The sequence below is a fragment of the Haloarcula vallismortis ATCC 29715 genome (assembly GCF_000337775.1).
Lineage (GTDB): Archaea > Halobacteriota > Halobacteria > Halobacteriales > Haloarculaceae > Haloarcula > Haloarcula vallismortis.
In genome coordinates this window covers 1-20,207 of sequence record NZ_AOLQ01000056.1, presented here as the reverse complement: position 1 = coordinate 20,207, position 20,207 = coordinate 1, and the positions used below count along the sequence as shown (strand labels likewise).

Sequence of the window (20,207 nt, the reverse complement as noted above, 5' to 3'; positions counted from 1 at the left end):
ATTCGGACAGTCTATGTGAATCCTATACGTGTCGAGACGGCCCACCAGTGCTGTGGTGAAAGTAGCGATTACAGAACATACTTTTGCCGTGGACACCTTCTGAAGGTTGACAATGGGTCGGCCAAACGTGTTACTCGTCGTTCTCGACTGCGTACGCGCGGCGAACACCTCGCTGTTAGGTCATCGACGCAGGACCACACCCTTTCTCGAAGCATTCAGTCGTGAGGCGACGGTGTACACACAGGCACGGACGACCGCAAGCTGGTCGCTACCGGCCCATACGAGTCTGTTCACCGGTGTCCCATCTGAGGGCCATACGCTCCGGATTACCGAGCGGCTGGAACCCGGACAGACCATCTTTGATTTCCTCGACGGGGAGGGTTACGAGACCGGCGTCTTCACCGAGAACCCGTATCTCACGGTGCACCCGTCCGGCCTCAGTGACAGCTTCGAGACCGTCGTCACGGAGCGGCCCGACTCGACAGACGTCGACGACCCGTCCGAGACACGCAACGGCGTCGACGGCTTCTGGTACGCTGATAAGCTAACTGAGTGGGTCGACGAACAGACGGAGTCCTGGGCGGCGTGCCTGAATCTGATGGACGCGCATATGCCGTACGCGACGCGGGACGCCTACGATGAGTGGGGCACGGACTTTTACTGGGCGATGCACGACGAACTCCCGATCAAGTGGGAGTGGAGCGTCTACGGAGAGCAACTTCCGGCGGGCGTCGGACAACTGCTCGAACCGCTGTACGACGGGGCGATTCGACAGACCGACGCCATTCTGGAACAGGTAATCGGTACTCTGGAGGCACGCGGTGTTTTAGACGAGACGCTCGTTGTCATCACATCGGACCACGGTGACGGGTTCGGGGAACCACCACAGGCGGCTACTGAGCCACCTGCCGTCATGCACGGGATGGGGACCCAAGAGGAACTGTTTCACGTGCCGCTGGTCGTCAGCGGTCCGGGGCAGAGCGATAGACAGCGAATCGAGTCGCTGGCAACGTTGGCACGGTTCCCCGACGCCGTGCTAGCCGCCTTCGACGGCGATGAGGACGATTCCGGGTGGTTCCTCGCACCCGATGGCCAGACAACTGCGTACCAAGCACCACCGACCGGACAGACGGCGGAGTACGCCGAACAGTACACTGACGAACCGGACCGATTCCGACAGTCTGCGTCGCTCGTGTATCAAGACGGGCCCGGCGACACCGTTTACAAGCGCGCAGCGTGGGGGGATGACGAGTACGAGGCGGTCGTGCATGGTCGGCGGTCCGAGCCAAGTGACGGGACCCCTATCGACCGCCCGCCGTCCGACGTTATCGCTGACTCCGCAGAGCACAGTGAGACACTCGACATCACCGAACTCGCTGCCGGAGAAGACGAGATGGCGGAATACGACATCGATGGCTTCGACGACATCGATGTCAAGTCACGGCTTGAACGGCTCGGCTATCTTTGAATGGGTTTCAACAAGACCGGGCCGAGCAGTGGCATCCCCGTTCGCGATACGGCGGCCATATTTCGGAACGCTGGACAGAATCGAAAGGGATGTTTGTACTAACTTGATTTATACGAACGATGTATAGCGATATTCTCGTTCCGACGGATGGAAGTGCGTCAATGAAACAGGTACTGGAACATACAATCGATATTGCTGACGGACGGGATGTCACCGTCCATGCGCTGTATGTCATTGACGACCGGGCATTCCTGTCGATGGCCGATGAGATGCAGGACGAAGTACTGGAGAACCTACGAGCGGAGGGCGAAGAAGCCACGTCGGCAGTCCGAGACACACTGGAACAGGAAGGCATCGAAGTGACGACAGCTACACAGCGAGGCAAACCAGCGGACCACATTGTGTCATATGTTGAGGACGCCGACATCGACCTGATTACGATGGGAACGCAGGCAGACCAATATGAAAAGAATATGCTCGGGAGCACAGCACAGAAGGTCGTCACAAAATCGTCCGTTCCAGTCCTCACTGTCGACGTTTCCGAGTCAGAGTAAGCGTGTGTTTCGTCGGTGGTTACAGGCTGCAGTTGTCGGTATAGACGCAAACTGGAAGTGTGGGGAACTCTGGCTACTGTGACTGAGCAGCGTCGGTCCCGACGCTGAATGACCCGACCAGCGCTTCGAGCTGTTGGGCCTGCTCAGACAGCGACTCCATCCGGTTGCTCACTTCGGTGATAGAGGCCGTTTGTTCTTCGACCGTTGCGGACACGGATTCCGTCTCACTTGCAGACTCAACACTGATCTCGGCCACTTCGTCAATCATCGACACAACACCTTCACTGGTCGCCGCCTGACTGTCAGTCGTGTCGCTGATCTCCTGGACACCGGTATCGGTTTCCGCCGCATTCTCGGCAACCCGCTCGAACGCAGTAACAGCCCTCTCGACGGCTTCGATCTCTTTTTCGACTAGCTCACTCGCCCGTTCGACCTGACTGACGACAGTGCCGGTCTGGGCCTGAATGTTTTCGATTCGGGTTCGGATATTGCCTGCAGACTCCTGTGTCTCGTCGGCCAGCGTCTTTACCTCGTCAGCCACAACGGCGAAGCCGTCGCCTGCATCTCCCGTCCCGGAGGTCCCGGCGCGGGCCGCTTCGATGTTCGCGTTCAGCGCGAGCATGTTCGTCTGTTCCGCAATGTCGGAGATGAAGTCCACTATCGTCGCGATCTCTGTCATCTGGTCGTCGAGTTCAGTCACTGTTTTGACGGTCTCATCGATCGACGCCTTGACGTCTTTGGCATCAGTTAGCGTGTCTTCGGCGAGTGACTGCCCATCGGTTGCGATTGTAGCGGTCTCGGCGGACGTCTGTGCGACTTCATCAGCCGACGCCGCGATCTCCTCGACCGCCGCTGAAAAGTTCGAGACCTCGGCGCTTGCCTCCTCGACCATTCCCCGCTGTTCGTCAGCGCCGGCAGCAATCTGTTGGATAGAACTGCTCACTCCGTCGCTCGCTGTCGCGACTTCCTGCAGTGCCGAATCCGATTCCGTGACCTGACTATCGACGGCAGCAGCGAACGACTGAATCTCGCCGAGCGTCGCTTCGAGTTCGTCCGCCATACCGTTGAACGCGACGCCGATTTCAGCCATCGAGTCGTTCATACTGTCCGAATCAACGCGCGTTGTGAAGTCGCCGTCTGCCATTTCCTCCATCGCGTCTTTGTACGTCTGGGCTTTCAGTTCGAGGTGGCTGTTGAGCGCAGCGACCTCTTCACGCTCCTGCTCAGCCTCGTCTCTGAGGCGTTGTGCTTCTTCGCGCTGCTGTTCGATTTCAGCCCGCTCCTCTTCGAGGTTATCGATCTTGTTCGCGCGTTTACGAGCGCGCTCAATCTCCGTCTGTGCCTTTTGTCGGGACCTCTCGATGGAACTCAGGTGAATCGTCAGTGAGATAGCTAGCATTGCGGCGAAACCACCGTGAACAGCGCCCCAGGCGATTGGATTCAGTTGCGCTGCCGTGTGGTTGTACACCGACGTGGGGTCGATGATCCCGAAGATAATGTGACTCACGACGACGTACGCGATGCCAATGCCGAACGGAATCCAGTCTTCATAGACCGCGGCAATCCCGATTGCGATGAAGAAGTGGAAGTGTGCCTCGATGTACCCACCGCTGAAGTGCACGAGCGTGCCGGTACAAAAGGCGAGTGCTGTGACCGATAGCACGGTTCGCACTCGACGGCTGAGTTGCGGAAGAGCGGCGGCGAAGGCAAACCCAGCGATGATTCCGATCTGAAGGAGCACCCGTCCGGTCGGTACAGCGGGGATGGTTGCGCCGATAATCGGACTCTGTGCTGTCTCAACGAGCCCTAACACTAACAGAAACGGGATATGTGACAGAACTGTGATGAGGAAATATTTATGCCGGCGTTGCCACGTCTCATCGGGAATTGAACTCCCGTCCGGGATGGTCGAGAGGAAGCTACCACCACCAGTGGTGGTGTCCTGTCTTCCGATGTTCCCAGCACCTGTCATGTTACGATTTGCCATGGCTTTAGAAAACGCTCAGAAATTATAGTACTGTTCATGAAATTATCAAACTTGATGCCCTCACACCGGGCAGCGCACGGATAGACACTAGTATTCAGTACGATTTGAGCACCGTAGTACAGATAAATGACATACTGACAGTGTTTCAACCAAAAGAGCGAACGAGGTATCGGGAACGAGGCGGGTCGGCGGTGTGTGACCCAGTGTAAGTGTCGTCATCCACACTGAGGGGTTCTGTATTCCGGTACATCAGCAGACGAGGGTGAGTCACTGATTGTTTCGCTGGGTCCCAGACCCTCCGAGCACCATTACCAGACGGATAATAGGTAGTTGTGGCTTTCAGTGACAGCACAAGCTGTCCCATATGCCACCGCACTCGAACAAATTATCTTCTGGACTAAACCCGGCAGCAGATTGATGAAAACCTGATTGCAATATATGGTTCTAATGTATAATATTTGTATTTTTGTGAGACAATGTACTGGCTTTTTGCTAGTTAATTCGTAACCGAGAAGTCCCATGCAGTCTTCGTCAGAATCGCTATGTCCACGACGTTGGCTGTTGGCGGAATGAGTTGTGGTCACTGTGAACAGGCCGTCGAGGAGGCCATCGAAGCGCTCGCTGGGGTGCAAGACGCTGAAGCCGACAGAGACGCCGAACAGGTGGCTGTCGACGGCGACATCAGCATCGAGCAACTCGTCACCGCTGTGGAGGACGCGGGGTACGAGCCAAAGGCCTGAAACGGCGTCATCGAAAATACTCTCATAGTTGTTGGTACTGCGCCGTTGCCACTGTCGAGTTGCGAATACCCACCACGCAGTTAAGTGGTGTGAGGAAAGTCCCGCTTAGTCGAACAGTCCTTCCTCCCGGAACCCGGTCATCAGGTCGTCGATGAGAGCCTCCGCCGTCTCGTACGGGTACTCCTGATAGTCGGCGTACTCTGCGCCGAAGTCCATCACCCCGACGCGTACGTCACCTGCCTCAAATGTCGTACTTGGGCCGTCTGGCAGGACTGGCACCAGTTCCATCGGTTCTTCAATGGGGTACTCTGCGTTCGTGAAAACCGTCTCTAACTCCGATCTGAGCTGCTCAGCAGTATCTGCTGTCATGCCAGACACTTGGTTGAGAGCGGCAAAAGACTTGTTCTGTGTCAGCAGACAGCCAGTGTCGTATTACTCAGTATAGCCGAGGTCGCGGAGGTTTTGCAGTATCTCCTCATCTTCAACGGCAGTGTCGATGGCTTCATCGATGAGATCCTGTCGCTGTTGGACGACTTGGAGAAGCTGTCGCGCACTTCTGAGTTTGTATCGGACTTCAGGGTCGTCCACGTCATCTAATGCGCCCTCCAGTAATTCATCCATCGTGGCGAGTGTCGTTTCGGCCATAGAAACGCTATCAGGAACGATTTACTAAGCTTTGCTGGATTTACCGCCGGCATAAGCTGTCGAAATGCATAGTAGCGTAGGTTCACTCAGACCAGTGGCTCGACGGCCGATGCGCCGTCGTAGTCACCGAAGTAGAAATTCTCACTCATTGGAATATCATATCAACATTTTTTGTGGAGCTACCGGAACGAGCAGTCGATGCCCTCCACATTGCGGCGGACATTCCTCGGAATGGTCGCCACCGGAACGGTCGCCAGCGTCGCTGGCTGTTCGTCGACGTGTCCCGATGACGGCGCTCCAGACCCCTCACATACCGTTGCACCGGGTATCGATAACTCCGGCTTCGAGACAATGCCCGACGGGTCGTGGCCCGTACCGCGGTTCGACGCAGCGAACACGGGCTATGCGCCGGTCCAGATGGAATCAGCGACACCATCAGTTAGATGGCAGGCGGATATTTCTGCGTCCACTACTGGCGGTGACGAGCTGGGTGCAAGCGCGGTCGTCGTCGCAGACGAGACTGTCGTGCTGGCGACGTCGACCGATGTCGTCGCGCTGTCGCTCCGTGACGGGTCGGAACAGTGGCGGCGTGCGCTCACACCGGCGACAGTCCCGTCGGTGGTCGACATCGGAGACGAACCAGCGCCACCAGTGCTGGCAGACGGTCGTGTCTTTCTCGCGACAACGGACGGTATCGCAGCGCTTGACGTGGCGGACGGTGCTGTTGCGTGGCGAAACACTGACACAGCGGGGGCAGGCGTGCCGACAGTGACTGACGACGCCCTGTTCGTTCCCATGACTGATGGGGTAGCGAGATTCGATATCGACGACGGCCACCGGCAGTGGACGGCAACCGCTGACGGGACGAGGCTGGCCGTGACCGATGGCACTGTCGTTATCGCCGGTGAGCAGATAGTGGCGGTGGATGCCGCAACCGGTGCGGTCCAGTGGAGCCACTCGGACCGACCTGATGGATATCCTGTCGTGTCCGATGGGACGGTCTACGTGAGCAACACGTACGGCGACTTGCTCGGCCGCTCACTCACAGACGGGACCGAGCAGTGGCGTCTCGACGACAGGCGGTCGCTTGAGTGCCCAGTCGTGACGCCAGAGAGCGTGTACGCAATTGAGCGCCCTGGTGAGTCCGCCAGTGCGACGTTCGCCTTCGACCGCGTCGATGACGGCCCACCGAAGCCCCGGTGGTGCTCGGAAATCAATCTCGGTGGAGCAGTGACTGCCGCGGCTGCCGACGCTGTGTTTACGTTCCAGCGCGAGAATGGCCTCACCGCGTTCACCACGCGCTTCGGTGAGGCAGTGTGGCAGTATCCTGTCGAGTATCAGGCTGTCTCACTGGCAGTACTCGACGGCGGAGTCGTGGGCGTCGCTCCAGACGGAACTGTCGTGGCTCTCGGAGGTGCGTGACCTGCGATGTTGCGTCGCTCATACCGAATCGCTGGTCCGCTTCTCGGGCTGAGTGCAGTTTGTCTGCTCATCACCACAGTGCCACTTGAACTCTGGCCGACACCGCGGCCGGGAGATTCGTACGTGTTCGATCCACCGTCGTTTAGTGCGATCTGGGTCCAACAGACGCTCAGACCCGGACTCATCATAAGCGCGAACGCGCTACTGGCAGTCGGCCTAACTGCAGTGTTCAGGCGTGACAGCCCGTCGATGTCAAATCTGCAGCGCGCACTTGCATTCGGCGCTCTCTTCGGGGCTGGGGCCTGTGTGCTCGGAACCCTGTTGTTCACCACAGCCGGCCCGAACGATATCGGGCGAGAACTCACCGCCTTCCTCATCTGGGCGCTTGCGATTCCGCTCATAGTCATAGGCCTCGTCGGCTGGGGCATCGGCTACCTCCGGGCAGACAGTACTCGGCTCGGTGCCGCACTCACTGTCCCGCCAGTACTCGCTGTTGCATACATCGGTCTCTCGATGGCGGGCATTGACCTCTCACCCGCTGGCAGGCTGCTGTTGGTCGTCCCGACGAGTGGCATGGCGCTTGTCGTCGGCCACGACCTGTGGACCGACAGCAACACGTCCGAGGAGAGATAGCGACGCCTTCAGAGGCCACTCAGACAACTCATCCGAGTAGACCGGCCCGACCGGGAATTATTTGCTCTGAACGCTCGGGCTGTCGATCAAACACCGCTTCGACTGGGGCGGCATCAGATAGGTGTGGCAGTATGTACTCGTTCTCGGCGTGTTCGATAGTGACCGTCTCTGTGCCGAGCAGCGAATCGAGCGGCGTCGTCTCAACGCGGAGACCACTTTCCTCCCACGACTCGATGCGCCAGAGTGCCGTGTCAAACAGACGGTCGTATGCGACAAGCGACCCATCGTCAACATCGGTTCGATACTCGATGGCCCCGTATCGCAACAACTGGTCGAGACACAGCAGGCAAACCGGAATACTAACGCTTGCCGTAACCACCACGGCAACGATATCCCACGCACTGCCAATGGCAAACAGGACCGCAACGAGAAGCCCCATTCCGCAGAGAAGCACGCTTCCCGGGTGGTGTGGGAATCGGAGGACACCACCGATGACTCGTCCCCAGCGAGCCGGGCGAACGCGCTCAGGTGGATCAGTGAACGCCGCGTCGATGGATTGTGCCTTCGGCGGGGCCGTTTGCCAGCCGTATTCCTGATCGTACGACTTGAAATAGACGGCAAGTCGGTCGCTATAGACACCCAGGAAGTCAGCGGTGAATTTGAAGCAGACAACCATGAGTACCATCGGCAGTCCGACAATGGTCGGGTCAAGACTGCCAAGTTCTGCTTCAGGACCCTCCGTAGCTGCTGCTAGCAGCGCCAGAGTGAGTATGCCGCCGAAAAAGACGGTCACTATCCGGGGTAACAGGCCACGAAACGCCGTCGTCGAGTTGTGTTTCCGATACTCCCCACTGTAGAAGTACTTCCGCACCGTCGTAACACCCGTCAGAACGAAAATCCCGGTAGTTGCCAGCAACACACCAGTTACCGTCTCTGTGCTGGGCTCCGGCAGTGGACCGATGAGGAGGGCCCCAGTAAACAACCACACGACTGCCAGAATGAGAACAGTAACCGGGAGTACGAGCAACGTCGTGAGGTAGACCTGCAGACCGGTTCGCGGGACAGAGAGGGCGAACTGTCGTTCCGCCAGTGCCCCAATAAGTACAGTGCCAGTCTCGATATCCGGTGGGCGGCCAGCAAACACTGCCCGGACAAGTGCCCAGACCGAGTCGACGCCAAGTTCAAGCCAATACAGAAACAGCACTGCAGCCGCACTCCAGTCGAGGAGCGTAACACCAACAATCGGAAGCGAGTTCGAGGCGATAGTGCCAAGTAGCTCTGTCCGACGGCTATCCTCTGTAGAGAGAACCCGCCTGGTGGAGGGCATTATCCGTGGTGATTGCTAGTGGCATATGAACGAAACGATTGGACGGGACAGTACATACGTATGCAGCAGTCCAGTTGTCATCCTGAGCTAGCCGTCGGTCTAATTACACCGAAAGCAGGTCACCGGCTTTGTTCCATGTTCAGTTCTGCTGTGGGGTCGGAACTGGCTGTGCTATCTATCGAGTCGTTATACTGTGGTGCTTCTGACTGTCCCTGCTGATCAGTGTCTTCGAGTTGGAGCAGCGTATTCAGCCGATGTTCGAATTCCTCGTCAGTAATTTCACCCATTGCGTACTGCTCGCGGAGCAGATCAATCGGTGACGAGGCGTTCTCCGCTTCTGAGTCGAATGAACCTCGGCCGGTAGTAGTAGAGTACTCACCGAGCGTGTAAATCAGGTATATCGAAGTCAGGACGAATCCGGTTCCAAGCAAGAACGATACGAGTGTCGCTAGCGACACGTAGCTGGGGTGGAGAAAGTAGGGTCCGGTTGCAGTAATCCAGTTACTCAGTAAAACCGCTCCGAGCACAAAGGTTGAGACAGCTACGATAGCCCGATTCCGCGCATTCTCGGGGACTGGCTGACCTATTCGAGCACCCATGATTTCGTCCTAATCGAGGTATCCTTGGAGGGCATTCGCATATTACATCAAAGCATAAATATAAAATATTAATTATTTTCTAACTGGACTGCTGGATCATAATTTGGGACGAAACCGCCGTATTGAGTAGACACTGGACTCTACAATCATACTCGGTCTAAACGGACCGTACGACCACTGTACTCACTGGCTCGAAGATATGAATCCACTGACCGAATCGGCCGCAAGCTACGACTGAATTATCGCCTTCAATCCAACGGTATATGCGGCAAGAACCCCTACTACACGTATGGCCAGATTCAGGTCGGTTCTCATCTACGACGGTGAATGTCCGTACTGCTCGGTGGCCGCGAAAGCCCTCGAACAGGTCGACGATATCGGCGCGATCTCGTGGTACGATGAGTCGGCCCAGTCATTCCTGACGGCGCAGTTCGACGAGCCACCATTTGCGATGGTGCTGGTCGATCAGCCGGCCAGGCAGGTGTACGCCGGGCGGGCAGCCGCTGAAGAACTCGCCGGCCGCGCCGGACTCCCCGATCTCGTCGGTTCGCTCGTCAGAGAGAACTACGAGAAAATCGCTCACGTCGTCGGTCTGGCCAGCGGCCGCGGGAGAGAACCGGACGATGTCCACGAGCGGTACCGGCTGACAGATGCTGCTCAGGACTGCTTCGACACGCTTGCGACGAACGCCGTTGACCGGGATATTCGCGCCGACACATAGCCGTGCGTTCATACCTCGGGGTTTTCTGAAACAGTCGTGCCCAGACCAGCAAAGGGGTACTGTGCCTTATTCACGTGATGCTCTCGCAGCGGTTGTAAGCCGCCAGCGGCGAACACCCCTGTGTGTGTTGAACCCGACGACGCCTTTCAAAGCGAGTTGCTGGAGGTGTGTCGTGACATACGGTTTCGGGGCCGAAAGGCGTGCAGAGATGTGTGCTGTCGGGACCGCCGTCATTTCACAGTCTTCGAGGACTGCCAGAACTTCGTCGTTTGTCAGTGGCTCGATGGCCATGTCTCCGCTTCGGGCTGCCGGGTAACAAACGCTCGCAATCGGGTCGCAGATGGCAGCGGTCAGGCGTGGTTGTTATCTTGACGGTCTCTGTGCCTGAGTTTCCCCGAGTTCGATACTGAGCCGGGTTCCGAGTCCCCTGAGCACTTTATCGAATCGTAATTCAGAATCAGGAATATATTGCAGCCATGAATCAGGTTCCCAACCTAACTGGGCACAGAGTTGGAAGAGTCGGTCATTGATGCAGGCCTCGATTCGTGCACGGCATGCGGTGGACCCTCGCTACCCGGCGCTGCCGCTGTGCCGATTGCGTAGAGAGTTACGATGAGAAGGGGTGTCGCCGGCCGAGGGACTTTCTATCGGTTTGGGCTGGTGACAGAACTGAGTCAGTCCGACAGTGTCGGGACTCTCCACACACCACATTGCAGTGTCGCTAACGCGGTCTTGGTCTCCATACAGCACCTGAGACGCTCAATCGACTCGGTCCCGTGAGCTAGCATACTCTCCGCCTGTGACGTGTCTGGCGAGCAGTCCCACGGCAGTGAGCCAGAGTGCGACTTCGAGAAAGAACGATGGGCTCCAGAGGTAGTACACGAAGAACGACCCCGGTGGGAGCGCCAGTGGGTCCGTCGGAGTGACAACAGGCCAGAACAGAAAAACCGCGTCGCCGGGGCGTCCGTTGAGAACGACGTGGACGGTGTCGAGGAGGAGATGTAACGCCCAGCCGGCTGCCACTGACAGTCCAATCCGGCCTGAGAGAGCCAGCGGGAGCGCCACGACCACGAGCAGTGCAGAGTGGCCGATTGAATGGTACAAAGCGGTGACACCGACCGCTCCTAGCGGCTTGTCCACCACGTCCGGCACTGCGGTCCCGACCACGAGCCACAGCGGCGACAACCGCGACACCCGTCCCAGAAGGGCGGCCACGAGCAGGTGTGTCGGGAAGAGCATACGAAACAGTAGGGACAGAAACGTATCAACGCTGCCGGTCGAACCACTCACGGGGAAGTCGGCCGCTGGCGACGAGGAAGTCACGGAAGAACACCATCAGCGACGGTGCGATGACGACCGGCGTGAGCCTGAAGACCAGTCCCGTCGGCGCCGTCGGGACGAGTGCGACAGTGATAAACACCATCTGGACACCGGCGAGATACTTCCCGAGGTCACTGTCAGGCCGCTCAAAGACCGGCCGGTTCCGGTATCGCCGCCAGCGAATCCCACCAACGTAGACGTAGCGAGCAGCCGACAGTGAGAGATACAGAGCGGGGAGAGAGCCCCAGAGGACTGCGACAAGCGGTGCGACCACGAAGCCGAAAGTGTCGAACGCCATGTCCAGCCGCGCGCCCAGTTGGGTCTGTTCGCCGACGGTTCGGGCGACGATGCCATCGAGCTTGTCGAGTACGACCCCAGCGCCGTAGCACGCCGCCGGGACCCACGCGAGCTCGGTCGTCGCCGGGACCACGAGAAAGCCAGCGACGACGGCATAAAGCCCACCGCGAAGTAGCGTGACGGTGTTCGCGACCCCGAGGGTGTAGCGCCAGGAGCTGCCGGTAGCCGGCGTGACACTGAGCTTTCGTCCGACGTACCACAGCTGTCCGGCCCAACAACAGCCTGCAACGACCGCCGGGTGGAACATCCAGTGGGTCATCGCGTCTGCGGGAAACAACACGCCGACAATCCCGGCGATAATGAATCCGCCGACCACCGAAAGTTCGACGGGAACGGCACCGTCACCGTGTTTCTCAGCCATTGACACCTCCCCGTCGCTGTCTGGCCGCCGTCATAGTAGCACAGTTCATCGCAGGAGCGCAACGAGGACCGCCAGCAGGATTAGCTGTGCGGCCTTGTCGACCGCACCCAGTGTCCCGACGTCGGCCGGGAACGATTTCGGCCCCGCGGCGAAGTTGACGTAGTACCACAGCAGTATCTGGGAGAGCGTGAACGGGACACCGACAGCGCAGACGAGGCGACGACGAATACCTATGACGACCAGCGCGATACCGCCGAGAAACCCAAGCCCCGCGAGGATGAAGCTGATACCCAGACCGGATGGGGCCAGTCTGACGCCGAGCAGCAGGTGTACCGCAGCCGACACCAGTGCCGCGACGACACCGAGCCAGTGACGGCTGTCCAGTGAAGCTACATCGAGTGAACGTCCCTGTGTCTCCGTCGCGGCCATGTTTTTCATTCGGGTTTCAGTCACATAACGATACTGCCAGTTGCACCACTCAACGCTCGAAATCCGGCTGTTGAAGCGCCTCGATGCGACCGCACGTCTCTGTGTCGAGTCGCTGCCCAGCCGCGACGAGGTTTTCGACGATATGAGACGATGTCGTGCTGGACGGAATCGGAACAACCCCCTGTGTGACGTTCCACGCCAGCACTACACCGGCCGGCGAGAGGCCACACTCCGCCGCGATGTCCGTCAGGACCGGCTCGCCGAGCAATCCGGGCGCTGACAGCGGCGAGTGGGCCACGACTCTAATGCCTCGCTCGTGACAGTACTCGACGAGGTCCGTCTGTGGCTGGTACGGGTGGCGCTCGATCTGGACGAGTGCCGGCCTGATACTGCCAGTATCGATGACGGTCTCCAGTTGCGTCCGCGAGACGTTACAGAGGCCGAGTGTGCGCGCCCAGCCCCGTTCGTGGAGCGCCTCCAGATTCTCCCAGGCGCGCTGGAGCGGCACTGAGTCCGTCTCGATGTCGCCCCCATCGTCCTCGGGGAAGGTCAACGCCTCCTGACGCGAGATCGGTTTCTCAGCCAGTCGTTCCAGTGGCCCGCGGTGCGCCCACGCTTCGGGCCAGTGCAGCGCGTAGCAGTCGAACGTATCGATACCGAGCTCGTCGAGACTACCCCGACAGGCCGTCAGCATGTGCTCTCGGCGGTGGTTCGTGCGCCAGACTTTCCCGAGCACGAACACCCGATGCCGGTCAGGTGCGCCTGGAGCGGCAAGGATACGGCCGATACGGTGTTCATTGCCGTACAGTTCGGCGCTGTCGAGCAGACGGTAGCCGGCGTCGAGGGCCGCCGCGATGGAGTCCGCGCGGTCGACGTACGTTCCGTCACGGTAGCGGGAACAGCCAAAGCCCACAGCTGGGAGCCGAATAGCTCGCGTCCGTCCACTGTGGCGGTCTCTGTCTGGGGTGACGGTCGGGGCTGGCGGAGGGGTGGCCGCCACCCCGTAGTCGGACACGGGCTTCGGTTCACCCGTCTCCGCGGCCGCCTCAATCGCGTTACAGACCGCAACGACATGGGCACCACGGTGACCCGTCTCTCGCGATGGGGCCCCCCGGTTGACGCTGTCCGCAAGGGACTCGACCGGATCGAGATAGCGGTACGGTTGCGTTGGGTGCTGGGCGGGAGCATCGATGTATTCGCGACCTGAGCGGCTGTAGCGAACGGCTTCGGGGCTGTCGGCCATCGCGCCGGTCCCACGGAGGTACACCGACCCATCGTCGCCGTGAAGTTCGAGCCCGTAGAATTCGCGGCTCCGGTGTGGCGCGTAGAAGCTCGCGGTCAGCCGGACTGTCAGTCCCCCGTCAAACGAAAGCATCGCCTCGACATGACTCGGGACCGATGGCCGCTTTGGCTCCCGGTCAGGCCAGCTATCGAGTGCAGTCGCGGACTGGACAGATTTGACAGGACCGAACCACGACACCAGCAAAGCAAGCGGGTAGACGCCGCCGTCGTACAGCGGCCCGATAGAGAGAAACGAATCGGGGCGGTCGTGCCACTCGGTCACGCGGCCGACGTGGGCGTGGGCATAGCCCAGCTGAACGGGTCCCATGCGACCGTCGGCGAGCAATCGTCCGGCACGACGCTGCGACGGCGCATCGGGCGTCCCCGGGGCACAGCCCAGCGCCAAGTCCTTATCACTGGATAGGGCCAGTAGCTCCGCGGCCGCCGTCTCTTCCAGCGCCAGCGGCTTCTGCGAGTAAACGTGTCGCTCTGCTTCGAGCGCCGTTCTGGTCACCGATGCGTGGGCAGCGTGGTTCGTCAAGTTGACCACAAGCGGCGCGTCGACGGCGGTGAGCGCGGTATCGAGGTCGGTAAACGCCGGACAGTCGTGCACTGCGGCGAGTGACGTCGCCCGGTCTGCTTCGAGGTCGCAGACGCCCGCCAGCGAGAGCGGACTGTCTTCCAGCCCGGCCGCGTACTTCGCCGCGATACTGCCCGCACCGACGAACAGACAATGCACACTGGAATGGAGGCGTCCTCACATATATATCATATCGCCAGTGGAATTTTACTTGCCGCCGTCCAAAGCCAGACGTGACAGAACCGGGGATGAGCCGGCTGGGAACGGCGTATTTGCGCGCATTGCAGGCGCTGGGCCGGCGGATTCCGTACGGAACGAACATCTATGACCGCGAGTGGGACGTGCTCGTTGTCCTTGATGCCTGTCGAGCGGACCTGCTTCGAGCGGTCGCCCCGGACTCCGAACTGCTCGATGCTGTATCGACGGTCCGCTCGGTCGGAAGCTCCTCGTCAGAATGGCTCGAAAACACGTTTCTCGGTCACCCCGAGACGGCCCACAGCGTCATGGTCACCGGCAATACGTGGACCGACCGGTATCTCGATGCCGACGCCTTCGCCGCGCTGGACGAGGTCTGGAAGTACGCGTGGGACGGTGACCTAAACACTGTCCCGGCTGAAGCCGTAACCGACCGGGCCATCGGACTTGCCCGGCGGCTGGACCCCGAGCGACTGGTCGTCCATTACATGCAGCCACATCACCCGTTTGTTCCTGACCCACTCGACGACGACGGCGGGCTGGCCCGCACCGGACGCCACAGCAACACGGCAAATCCGTGGGTCGCGCTCCGCCGTGGCGAGATCTCGCCGGACCGCGTCTGGGACGCATACGAGTCGAACCTCCGATACGTTCTCCGCGAGGTAGAGACGCTGGCCGAAAACGTCGACGGCCGTATCGCCGTCACGGCCGATCACGGTAATCTCTTCGGGGAGTGGGGGCTGTACGGGCACCCGATGCACACGCCGGTGCCGGCACTGCTTGCAGTACCGTGGGCCGAAGTCACCGGTGTCGACCACGGGCACCGTGACCCCGACCTGCGTCCGCCTGAACCGCTTCCAGTGTCGCGCGTCTACGGGGCCGAAAGCGACAGGAGCCGGCTGGAGTCACTGGGATATTTGTAGTCAATCGTCAGGTACTTTTTAGTCAGAGAAAGCCTGGGTAGGAGATGTGTATTCCCGGAGCCGTCGCCATGTCCGGAAGAGTTGGCATCGAAACACCGGCACCGGCCATTCACGCCTCCAAGAGATAGTGTAATGTTCGCCAGAACACTGTACTTTACCGGTGCTGAATCAGTCAGGGTCGACGAGGAGGCAGTGCCTGACCCCGGACCATCGCAGGTCCGTGTCCGAACAGAACTCTCTGGAATCAGTCCCGGAACGGAGCTGCTGGTGTACCGGGGTGAGATTGATTCAGAGTTCGCGACCGACGAGACAATCGACGCCTTAGATGGGACGTTCTCGTATCCACTGCAGTACGGCTACGCCGCAATCGGCCGCGTCACCGCCATCGGTGACGAAGTCGATGACAGCTGGCTCGACCGTCGCGTGTTCGCGTTTAACCCACACGAGAGTCACTTTCTCGCCGAGCCGTCGTCGCTCATTCCAACGACGTTACCCCCAGAACAGGCAGTGTTCATTCCGAACGTCGAGGCGGCGGTTAACTTCGTGATGGACGCCCGGCCGCGTATCGGCGCTCGGGTGGTCGTCTTCGGCCAAGGCCCGGTCGGACTGTTGACGACTGGACTTCTGGCTGATTTTCCGTTGGCGTCACTCGTGACGGTCGACCCCTGTGCAAGCCGCCGTCAGCTCTCGGAAGCACTCGGGGCAGACCGCTCGGTCTCCCCCGAAAATCTCGGCGATACCGACGCCGACATCACGTTCGAGCTTTCGGGGAACCCACCCGCACTCGACAGGGCTATCGACGCCACAGGCTACGCGGGCCAGGTCATCGTCGGGTCGTGGTACGGCTCGAAAGGCGTGTCACTGGACCTCGGGCATCACTTCCATCGGAGCCACATTCGCGTTCGCAGCAGCCAGGTGAGTCGCATCGACCCGGACCACGCCGACCGCTGGGACAAGGACCGCCGACTGGACGTCGTCCGGTCGTGGTTGAGCGACACCGACCTCTCGGCGCTGTTGACACACGAGATCGACATCGAGCGTGCAGGCGATGCGTATCAGCTGCTGTCGAACCGGCCAGACGACGCCGTGCAGGTAGTGTTGACGTACAGCTGACACCCGTGATTTAGGTGGGTCCCGGCCGTCTGTTCGGGCATGTACGCGACGACAGTCCGGACCGAGTTCGTGGCACAGCACTACCTCACTGTCCCGGACCCGGGCCCCGAAGGTGACCCGCATTCACATCACTACCGGGTCGAACTGTGTTTCCGTGGTCCCGAACTCAACGAGTTCGACTACATCGTCGACATCGACAACGCCGAGGCAGCCCTGTCGTCACTCGCTGACCGGTATCAGGACATACTGCTCAACGACCTCCCAGAGTTCGAGGGGTATAATCCCAGCGTGGAACGGTTTGCCCGTGTCATCTTCGAGCGCGTCATTGCGCGTGTCACCGACGAGACGGTCACTGAACTATCGGTCACCGTCTGGGAGGACGAGGACGCCGCTGCGAGTTACGACGCCGCCGTATGAGAGTCGGCCTGACCCTGTACGGGAGCCTCGACGAGCAGTCGGGCGGGTTTCGCTACGATAGAAAACTCATCGAGGGACTTCGAGCGGCCGGCGACACTGTCGAATGTATCCAGCTCCCCTGGCGGAACTACCACCGTGGGCTGCTCGACAACGGGTCGCGCAAGCTCCGACGACAACTGGACGTAGATGTCGACATCATGTTACAGGACGAACTCGCACACCCGTCGCTTGTTCACACGAACCGCACCCTCCCCTACCCGGTTGTCAGCATCGTCCACCATCTGCGGGCAAGCGAGCCGCGTCGACTCGCCCCGCTGTACCGCGCGGTAGAGCGTCGTTACCTCGGGACGGTCCACGGAGTTGTCTGTAACAGCGCCACCACCCGACGTGCCGTTTCGGACCTTGGCGTCGACCCCGCCGACACCGTCGTCGCACCGCCGGCCGGAGACCGATTCGCGCCGGAAATCGACCGAGCCACGGTTGCGGAGCGGGCTACTACCGAGCCGCTGCGAGTGGTTTTCGTCGGAAACATCACACCTCGAAAGGGGTTGGATACGCTCGTCGATGGCGTGGCGGGCGCTGACGCCGACATCGACCTCACCGTAGTCGGTCGGGCCGTCGACGACCGGCACGTCGATGCAGTCCGGAACCGTCTCCGAGACCACGGTCTGGATGACCGCGTAGCGTTCACGGGCCGACTGGCGGACGACGAGCTACAGCGCACGCTCCGGTCGAGCCACGTCCTCGCGGTGCCGTCCCGGTACGAGGGGTTCGGCATCGTCTATCTTGAGGGGATGAGCTTTGGCCTCCCAGCGCTGGCCACCCGGGCTGGCGGGGCGAGCGACGTCGTAACCGACGGCGAAACGGGGGCACTCGTCGACCCGGGCGACTCTGCAGCCGTCGCTCGCGAGTTGGAGCGGTTCGCCACCGACCGCGACCGCTTGGCCGAGATGGGGTGGGCAGCGAGACAGAGCTACGAGGCGCATCCGGACTGGGAAGAGACGGTCGGGCGGGTACGCAGCCTGCTGTCTGCTATCGTTCAGCCTGCGGAGGTGCCGGCATGACTGAGTCGTTCCAGCGATATCTCCGGGCAAAACGGACAGTCGACGACCGCGCGCTGGACCGCCGGCTGATCGAGATGCTCCGCGAGCAGTTGGCCGACCGAGCAGCCGCCGTCAACGGGCCGCTACGTATCCTCGATATCGGGGCCGGCATCGGCACGATGCTCACTCGGTTCCTCGAATGGGACGTGCTTCCTGCTGGAGAAGTCCACTACACTGCAGTCGATGTCCGATCAGAGAACGTCGCTCGCTTGCCCGACCACATCCGGGACTGGGCCGCTGACCGGCATCTGTCGGTGGCAAACGGTCCGCTCGCGGTGGAAGGCGAAAACCGACGGGTCGAGATTGAGACGGTTCAAGCGGAGGCGGTGGCACACGCGACGGCCGCTGACAGCGAGTACGACCTCCTCGTCGGGGCTGCTCTGCTTGATATTCTCGACCGGCGGGAGCTCCCGACGTTGCTCGAACCGCTCGCGCCGGGTGGCCTGTACTACTTCCCAATCACGTTCGATGGGGCAACCCGCTTCCAGCCGAGCCATCCGGCCGACCGGACGGTCGAACAGCACTACCACAGGCATATGGACGCGAAGCAAGGCGGTGACAGCCGGGCCGGCGGCGACGTGCTTGCTCGGCTTCAACGGCTTGACAGCACAACGCTTTCAGCGGTGGCCGGCTCGGACTGGATTGTCAGACCGATTGACGGGAGCTATCCGGCTGATGAAGCCTACTTTCTCCGATACATTCTCGACACTATCGAGGCTGCGGTCGGCGAGGTGGTTGGTCGCAACTTCGAGGGGCTCGACGACTGGCTGGCGGCCCGGCGTGAGCAGGTCGATGCTGCTGAGTTGCTGTACCACACGCACCAACTGGATTTCCTTGGCCGTGTCGTCACTCGGTAGCTTTGCGGCGAATCATGGCAGTCGCTTCGTATGAGATAACCAGCTCGTCATCCTGGTTTCGGCCTTCGTGGCGGGTGGTGAGGTAGCCCCGGCTTGGGTCACTGTCGGAGGGTCGCTTGTCGATGATCTCCGTTCGTAATCGTAGCGTATCACCGGGTTGGAGCGGTAGATGCCAGCGGAGATTATCGACGCCGACGCCAGCCTGTGTAGCAATGTCTTCGCTGTTCTCGACGTTGAGACGCATACAGATCGCGGCTGTCTGCCACCCAGAAGCGACCAGCCCGCCAAAGACTGAGTCCTTCGCTGCCTCCTCATCAGTGTGGAACGGCTGTGGGTCGTACTTCTCGCCGAATTCCACGACCTCAGATTTCGACACAGTGTATCCACTTGACTCTCGCACGTCGCCGACCGAAATATCCTCGTAAAATTGCATACGATTATGAAGATGGTGGATGGGTAAAAATCCGGCGTGGTACGGCGATAGTAAAATCGGAGTTTGCGGGGGCACATAGACAACAGCAGGCGGATGGGCGAGACTGGATAGGGAATTATGTCTGACCCATACCAGCTTCGCCTGGATCATACGAGCGCGAATTGTGTAGCCATCGGCCCGCTTGTAGTCAGTGACGGTGCGACGCCGAGAGGGTAGTTACAGGACAAATTCAGAACTTGGAGCCCGTATCCAGAAGCCGAACCACATCTGAGTCGGAGCTGTGCTCAAGCTGAACGCCGCCAGCTGCAGCACGCTGTTCGACCCTGTATAGAATACTGAAGACATGTAGATTCATCCGTCTTTAGTTAGTCGAGAAACCGCGTGACAGCCGCGGCTTATCGAGGCTACTTTTCGGAAGGAATGAGGAGGCAACGAGTGTGCACAACGAAGCCTCCTCACCTCGAATTATGCGTCGGCTCACTACGCTTTTTCCATCTGAGTTCCTCGAAGAGCACGCCGAGGAACTCGGCGTGGTCGAACGCAATAGGAAAGCACAGATGCCCGCCCTCGTGTGGTCATTCGTGTTCGGCTTCGCCGCAGGCGAGAGCCGAACACTCGCTGGCTTCCGGCGCAGTTACAACGCCACTGCCGATGAGACACTCTCTCCCGGCGGATTCCATCAGCGGTTGACGCCAGCTTTTGCGGAGTATCTCCGCGACCTCGTCGAGCACGGCATCGACGA

The 20,207-nt window shown here is 60.1% G+C and carries 22 protein-coding genes and 1 pseudogene; 12 read left to right on the top strand and 11 right to left on the bottom strand.

Annotated elements, in window-relative coordinates:
- Positions 1 to 112 precede the first annotated feature (112 nt).
- Both C437_RS13405 and C437_RS13400 read left to right on the top strand, forming a co-directional pair.
- Entirely contained in the window at positions 113 to 1,468 is a 1,356-nt protein-coding gene (locus C437_RS13405) for a sulfatase-like hydrolase/transferase (protein ID WP_004517505.1), read from the top strand.
- 119 nt (positions 1,469 to 1,587) lie between these two features.
- On the top strand, positions 1,588 to 2,022 hold the full coding sequence (locus tag C437_RS13400) for a universal stress protein (RefSeq protein WP_049919802.1): 435 nt from the start codon (positions 1,588 to 1,590) through the stop codon (positions 2,020 to 2,022).
- Positions 2,023 to 2,095: 73 nt separating this feature from the next.
- Here the strand turns inward: C437_RS13400 and C437_RS13395 are convergent, their stop codons facing one another.
- Positions 2,096 to 3,994: a methyl-accepting chemotaxis protein gene (locus C437_RS13395; protein ID WP_170832143.1), complete on the bottom strand. Its 1,899-nt coding sequence runs from the start codon at positions 3,992 to 3,994 to the stop codon at positions 2,096 to 2,098.
- A gap of 557 nt (positions 3,995 to 4,551) precedes the next feature.
- Between C437_RS13395 and C437_RS13390 the strand changes: the two genes are divergently transcribed.
- A complete protein-coding gene (locus tag C437_RS13390) occupies positions 4,552 to 4,749 on the top strand; it encodes a heavy-metal-associated domain-containing protein (protein WP_004517502.1) in 198 nt (65 codons plus the stop codon).
- Positions 4,750 to 4,854: 105 nt separating this feature from the next.
- Here the strand turns inward: C437_RS13390 and C437_RS13385 are convergent, their stop codons facing one another.
- Together C437_RS13385 and C437_RS13380 are read right to left on the bottom strand one after the other, a co-directional pair.
- Complete coding sequence (locus C437_RS13385) at positions 4,855 to 5,118, bottom strand: MTH865 family protein (RefSeq protein WP_004517501.1); 264 nt, start codon at positions 5,116 to 5,118, stop codon at positions 4,855 to 4,857.
- Between the two features lie 63 nt (positions 5,119 to 5,181).
- Positions 5,182 to 5,394 carry a hypothetical protein gene (locus C437_RS13380; protein ID WP_004517500.1) on the bottom strand — a complete coding sequence of 71 codons (213 nt, stop codon included), beginning with the start codon at positions 5,392 to 5,394 and terminating at the stop codon, positions 5,182 to 5,184.
- Positions 5,395 to 5,625: 231 nt separating this feature from the next.
- Between C437_RS13380 and C437_RS13375 the strand changes: the two genes are divergently transcribed.
- Together C437_RS13375 and C437_RS13370 are read left to right on the top strand one after the other, a co-directional pair.
- Positions 5,626 to 6,816, top strand: coding sequence for an outer membrane protein assembly factor BamB family protein (locus C437_RS13375; protein WP_004517499.1), 1,191 nt, complete (start codon positions 5,626 to 5,628; stop codon positions 6,814 to 6,816).
- Positions 6,817 to 6,939: 123 nt separating this feature from the next.
- Complete coding sequence (locus C437_RS13370) at positions 6,940 to 7,449, top strand: hypothetical protein (protein WP_241431684.1); 510 nt, start codon at positions 6,940 to 6,942, stop codon at positions 7,447 to 7,449.
- A gap of 28 nt (positions 7,450 to 7,477) precedes the next feature.
- Here the strand turns inward: C437_RS13370 and C437_RS13365 are convergent, their stop codons facing one another.
- On the bottom strand, positions 7,478 to 8,776 hold the full coding sequence (locus tag C437_RS13365) for a DUF6498-containing protein (RefSeq protein ID WP_004517497.1): 1,299 nt from the start codon (positions 8,774 to 8,776) through the stop codon (positions 7,478 to 7,480).
- Positions 8,777 to 8,895: 119 nt separating this feature from the next.
- A complete protein-coding gene (locus tag C437_RS21125) occupies positions 8,896 to 9,375 on the bottom strand; it encodes an SHOCT domain-containing protein (RefSeq protein WP_139175318.1) in 480 nt (159 codons plus the stop codon).
- Between the two features lie 289 nt (positions 9,376 to 9,664).
- Between C437_RS21125 and C437_RS13355 the strand changes: the two genes are divergently transcribed.
- The gene (locus C437_RS13355) at positions 9,665 to 10,096 is read left to right on the top strand and encodes a DCC1-like thiol-disulfide oxidoreductase family protein (RefSeq protein WP_004517495.1); all 432 of its coding nucleotides are present in this window, start codon (positions 9,665 to 9,667) and stop codon (positions 10,094 to 10,096) included.
- 66 nt (positions 10,097 to 10,162) lie between these two features.
- Here C437_RS13355 and C437_RS13350 read toward each other — a convergent pair whose 3' ends face one another.
- From C437_RS13350 to C437_RS13330, 5 genes are all read right to left on the bottom strand, one after another.
- Complete coding sequence (locus tag C437_RS13350) at positions 10,163 to 10,387, bottom strand: hypothetical protein (RefSeq protein WP_004517494.1); 225 nt, start codon at positions 10,385 to 10,387, stop codon at positions 10,163 to 10,165.
- A gap of 468 nt (positions 10,388 to 10,855) precedes the next feature.
- The gene (locus tag C437_RS13345) at positions 10,856 to 11,335 is read right to left on the bottom strand and encodes a hypothetical protein (protein WP_004517493.1); all 480 of its coding nucleotides are present in this window, start codon (positions 11,333 to 11,335) and stop codon (positions 10,856 to 10,858) included.
- 25 nt (positions 11,336 to 11,360) lie between these two features.
- Complete coding sequence (locus C437_RS13340) at positions 11,361 to 12,134, bottom strand: CDP-alcohol phosphatidyltransferase family protein (RefSeq protein WP_004517492.1); 774 nt, start codon at positions 12,132 to 12,134, stop codon at positions 11,361 to 11,363.
- 45 nt (positions 12,135 to 12,179) lie between these two features.
- Positions 12,180 to 12,563: a DUF7475 family protein gene (locus tag C437_RS13335; RefSeq protein ID WP_049919801.1), complete on the bottom strand. Its 384-nt coding sequence runs from the start codon at positions 12,561 to 12,563 to the stop codon at positions 12,180 to 12,182.
- Positions 12,564 to 12,612: 49 nt separating this feature from the next.
- A complete protein-coding gene (locus tag C437_RS13330) occupies positions 12,613 to 14,583 on the bottom strand; it encodes an aldo/keto reductase (protein WP_004517490.1) in 1,971 nt (656 codons plus the stop codon).
- 89 nt (positions 14,584 to 14,672) lie between these two features.
- Between C437_RS13330 and C437_RS13325 the strand changes: the two genes are divergently transcribed.
- The 5 genes from C437_RS13325 to C437_RS13305 all read left to right on the top strand — a co-directional run bounded on the left by C437_RS13325 (position 14,673) and on the right by C437_RS13305 (position 19,032).
- Entirely contained in the window at positions 14,673 to 15,542 is an 870-nt protein-coding gene (locus C437_RS13325; protein ID WP_004517489.1) for an alkaline phosphatase family protein, read from the top strand.
- Between the two features lie 132 nt (positions 15,543 to 15,674).
- Entirely contained in the window at positions 15,675 to 16,655 is a 981-nt protein-coding gene (locus C437_RS13320) for a zinc-dependent alcohol dehydrogenase (protein ID WP_004517488.1), read from the top strand.
- 39 nt (positions 16,656 to 16,694) lie between these two features.
- The gene (locus C437_RS13315) at positions 16,695 to 17,072 is read left to right on the top strand and encodes a 6-pyruvoyl trahydropterin synthase family protein (protein WP_004517487.1); all 378 of its coding nucleotides are present in this window, start codon (positions 16,695 to 16,697) and stop codon (positions 17,070 to 17,072) included.
- The gene (locus tag C437_RS13310) at positions 17,069 to 18,136 is read left to right on the top strand and encodes a glycosyltransferase family 4 protein (protein WP_004517486.1); all 1,068 of its coding nucleotides are present in this window, start codon (positions 17,069 to 17,071) and stop codon (positions 18,134 to 18,136) included. Before C437_RS13315 ends, C437_RS13310 begins: the two co-directional genes overlap by 4 nt.
- Positions 18,133 to 19,032 (top strand): hypothetical protein, encoded by a 900-nt coding sequence (locus tag C437_RS13305; RefSeq protein WP_004517485.1) that lies wholly within the window; start codon positions 18,133 to 18,135, stop codon positions 19,030 to 19,032. Before C437_RS13310 ends, C437_RS13305 begins: the two co-directional genes overlap by 4 nt.
- On the opposite strand, the gene C437_RS13300 is transcribed toward C437_RS13305, so the two are convergent.
- On the bottom strand, positions 19,022 to 19,465 hold the full coding sequence (locus C437_RS13300; protein ID WP_004517484.1) for a MaoC family dehydratase: 444 nt from the start codon (positions 19,463 to 19,465) through the stop codon (positions 19,022 to 19,024). The two genes, C437_RS13305 and C437_RS13300, sit on opposite strands and share 11 nt — an antisense overlap.
- A gap of 467 nt (positions 19,466 to 19,932) precedes the next feature.
- Between C437_RS13300 and C437_RS13295 the strand changes: the two are divergent.
- Positions 19,933 to 20,207, top strand: a pseudogene (locus C437_RS13295) (IS4 family transposase); the annotation flags it as partial.

What these genes read in the sequence shown, in the direction of transcription:
- C437_RS13405 (WP_004517505.1), top strand. Translation starts at nt 113, where the DNA reads ATGGGTCGGCCAAACGTGTTACTCGTCGTTCTCGACTGCGTACGCGCG.
- C437_RS13400 (WP_049919802.1), top strand. Translation starts at nt 1,588, where the DNA reads ATGTATAGCGATATTCTCGTTCCGACGGATGGAAGTGCGTCAATGAAA.
- C437_RS13395 (WP_170832143.1), bottom strand. Translation starts at nt 3,994, where the DNA reads ATGACAGGTGCTGGGAACATCGGAAGACAGGACACCACCACTGGTGGT.
- C437_RS13390 (WP_004517502.1), top strand. Translation starts at nt 4,552, where the DNA reads ATGTCCACGACGTTGGCTGTTGGCGGAATGAGTTGTGGTCACTGTGAA.
- C437_RS13385 (WP_004517501.1), bottom strand. Translation starts at nt 5,118, where the DNA reads ATGACAGCAGATACTGCTGAGCAGCTCAGATCGGAGTTAGAGACGGTT.
- C437_RS13380 (WP_004517500.1), bottom strand. Translation starts at nt 5,394, where the DNA reads ATGGCCGAAACGACACTCGCCACGATGGATGAATTACTGGAGGGCGCA.
- C437_RS13375 (WP_004517499.1), top strand. Translation starts at nt 5,626, where the DNA reads ATGGTCGCCACCGGAACGGTCGCCAGCGTCGCTGGCTGTTCGTCGACG.
- C437_RS13365 (WP_004517497.1), bottom strand. Translation starts at nt 8,776, where the DNA reads ATGCCCTCCACCAGGCGGGTTCTCTCTACAGAGGATAGCCGTCGGACA.
- C437_RS21125 (WP_139175318.1), bottom strand. Translation starts at nt 9,375, where the DNA reads ATGGGTGCTCGAATAGGTCAGCCAGTCCCCGAGAATGCGCGGAATCGG.
- C437_RS13355 (WP_004517495.1), top strand. Translation starts at nt 9,665, where the DNA reads ATGGCCAGATTCAGGTCGGTTCTCATCTACGACGGTGAATGTCCGTAC.
- C437_RS13350 (WP_004517494.1), bottom strand. Translation starts at nt 10,387, where the DNA reads ATGGCCATCGAGCCACTGACAAACGACGAAGTTCTGGCAGTCCTCGAA.
- C437_RS13345 (WP_004517493.1), bottom strand. Translation starts at nt 11,335, where the DNA reads ATGCTCTTCCCGACACACCTGCTCGTGGCCGCCCTTCTGGGACGGGTG.
- C437_RS13340 (WP_004517492.1), bottom strand. Translation starts at nt 12,134, where the DNA reads ATGGCTGAGAAACACGGTGACGGTGCCGTTCCCGTCGAACTTTCGGTG.
- C437_RS13335 (WP_049919801.1), bottom strand. Translation starts at nt 12,563, where the DNA reads ATGGCCGCGACGGAGACACAGGGACGTTCACTCGATGTAGCTTCACTG.
- C437_RS13325 (WP_004517489.1), top strand. Translation starts at nt 14,673, where the DNA reads ATGAGCCGGCTGGGAACGGCGTATTTGCGCGCATTGCAGGCGCTGGGC.
- C437_RS13320 (WP_004517488.1), top strand. Translation starts at nt 15,675, where the DNA reads ATGTTCGCCAGAACACTGTACTTTACCGGTGCTGAATCAGTCAGGGTC.
- C437_RS13315 (WP_004517487.1), top strand. Translation starts at nt 16,695, where the DNA reads ATGTACGCGACGACAGTCCGGACCGAGTTCGTGGCACAGCACTACCTC.
- C437_RS13310 (WP_004517486.1), top strand. Translation starts at nt 17,069, where the DNA reads ATGAGAGTCGGCCTGACCCTGTACGGGAGCCTCGACGAGCAGTCGGGC.
- C437_RS13305 (WP_004517485.1), top strand. Translation starts at nt 18,133, where the DNA reads ATGACTGAGTCGTTCCAGCGATATCTCCGGGCAAAACGGACAGTCGAC.
- C437_RS13300 (WP_004517484.1), bottom strand. Translation starts at nt 19,465, where the DNA reads ATGCAATTTTACGAGGATATTTCGGTCGGCGACGTGCGAGAGTCAAGT.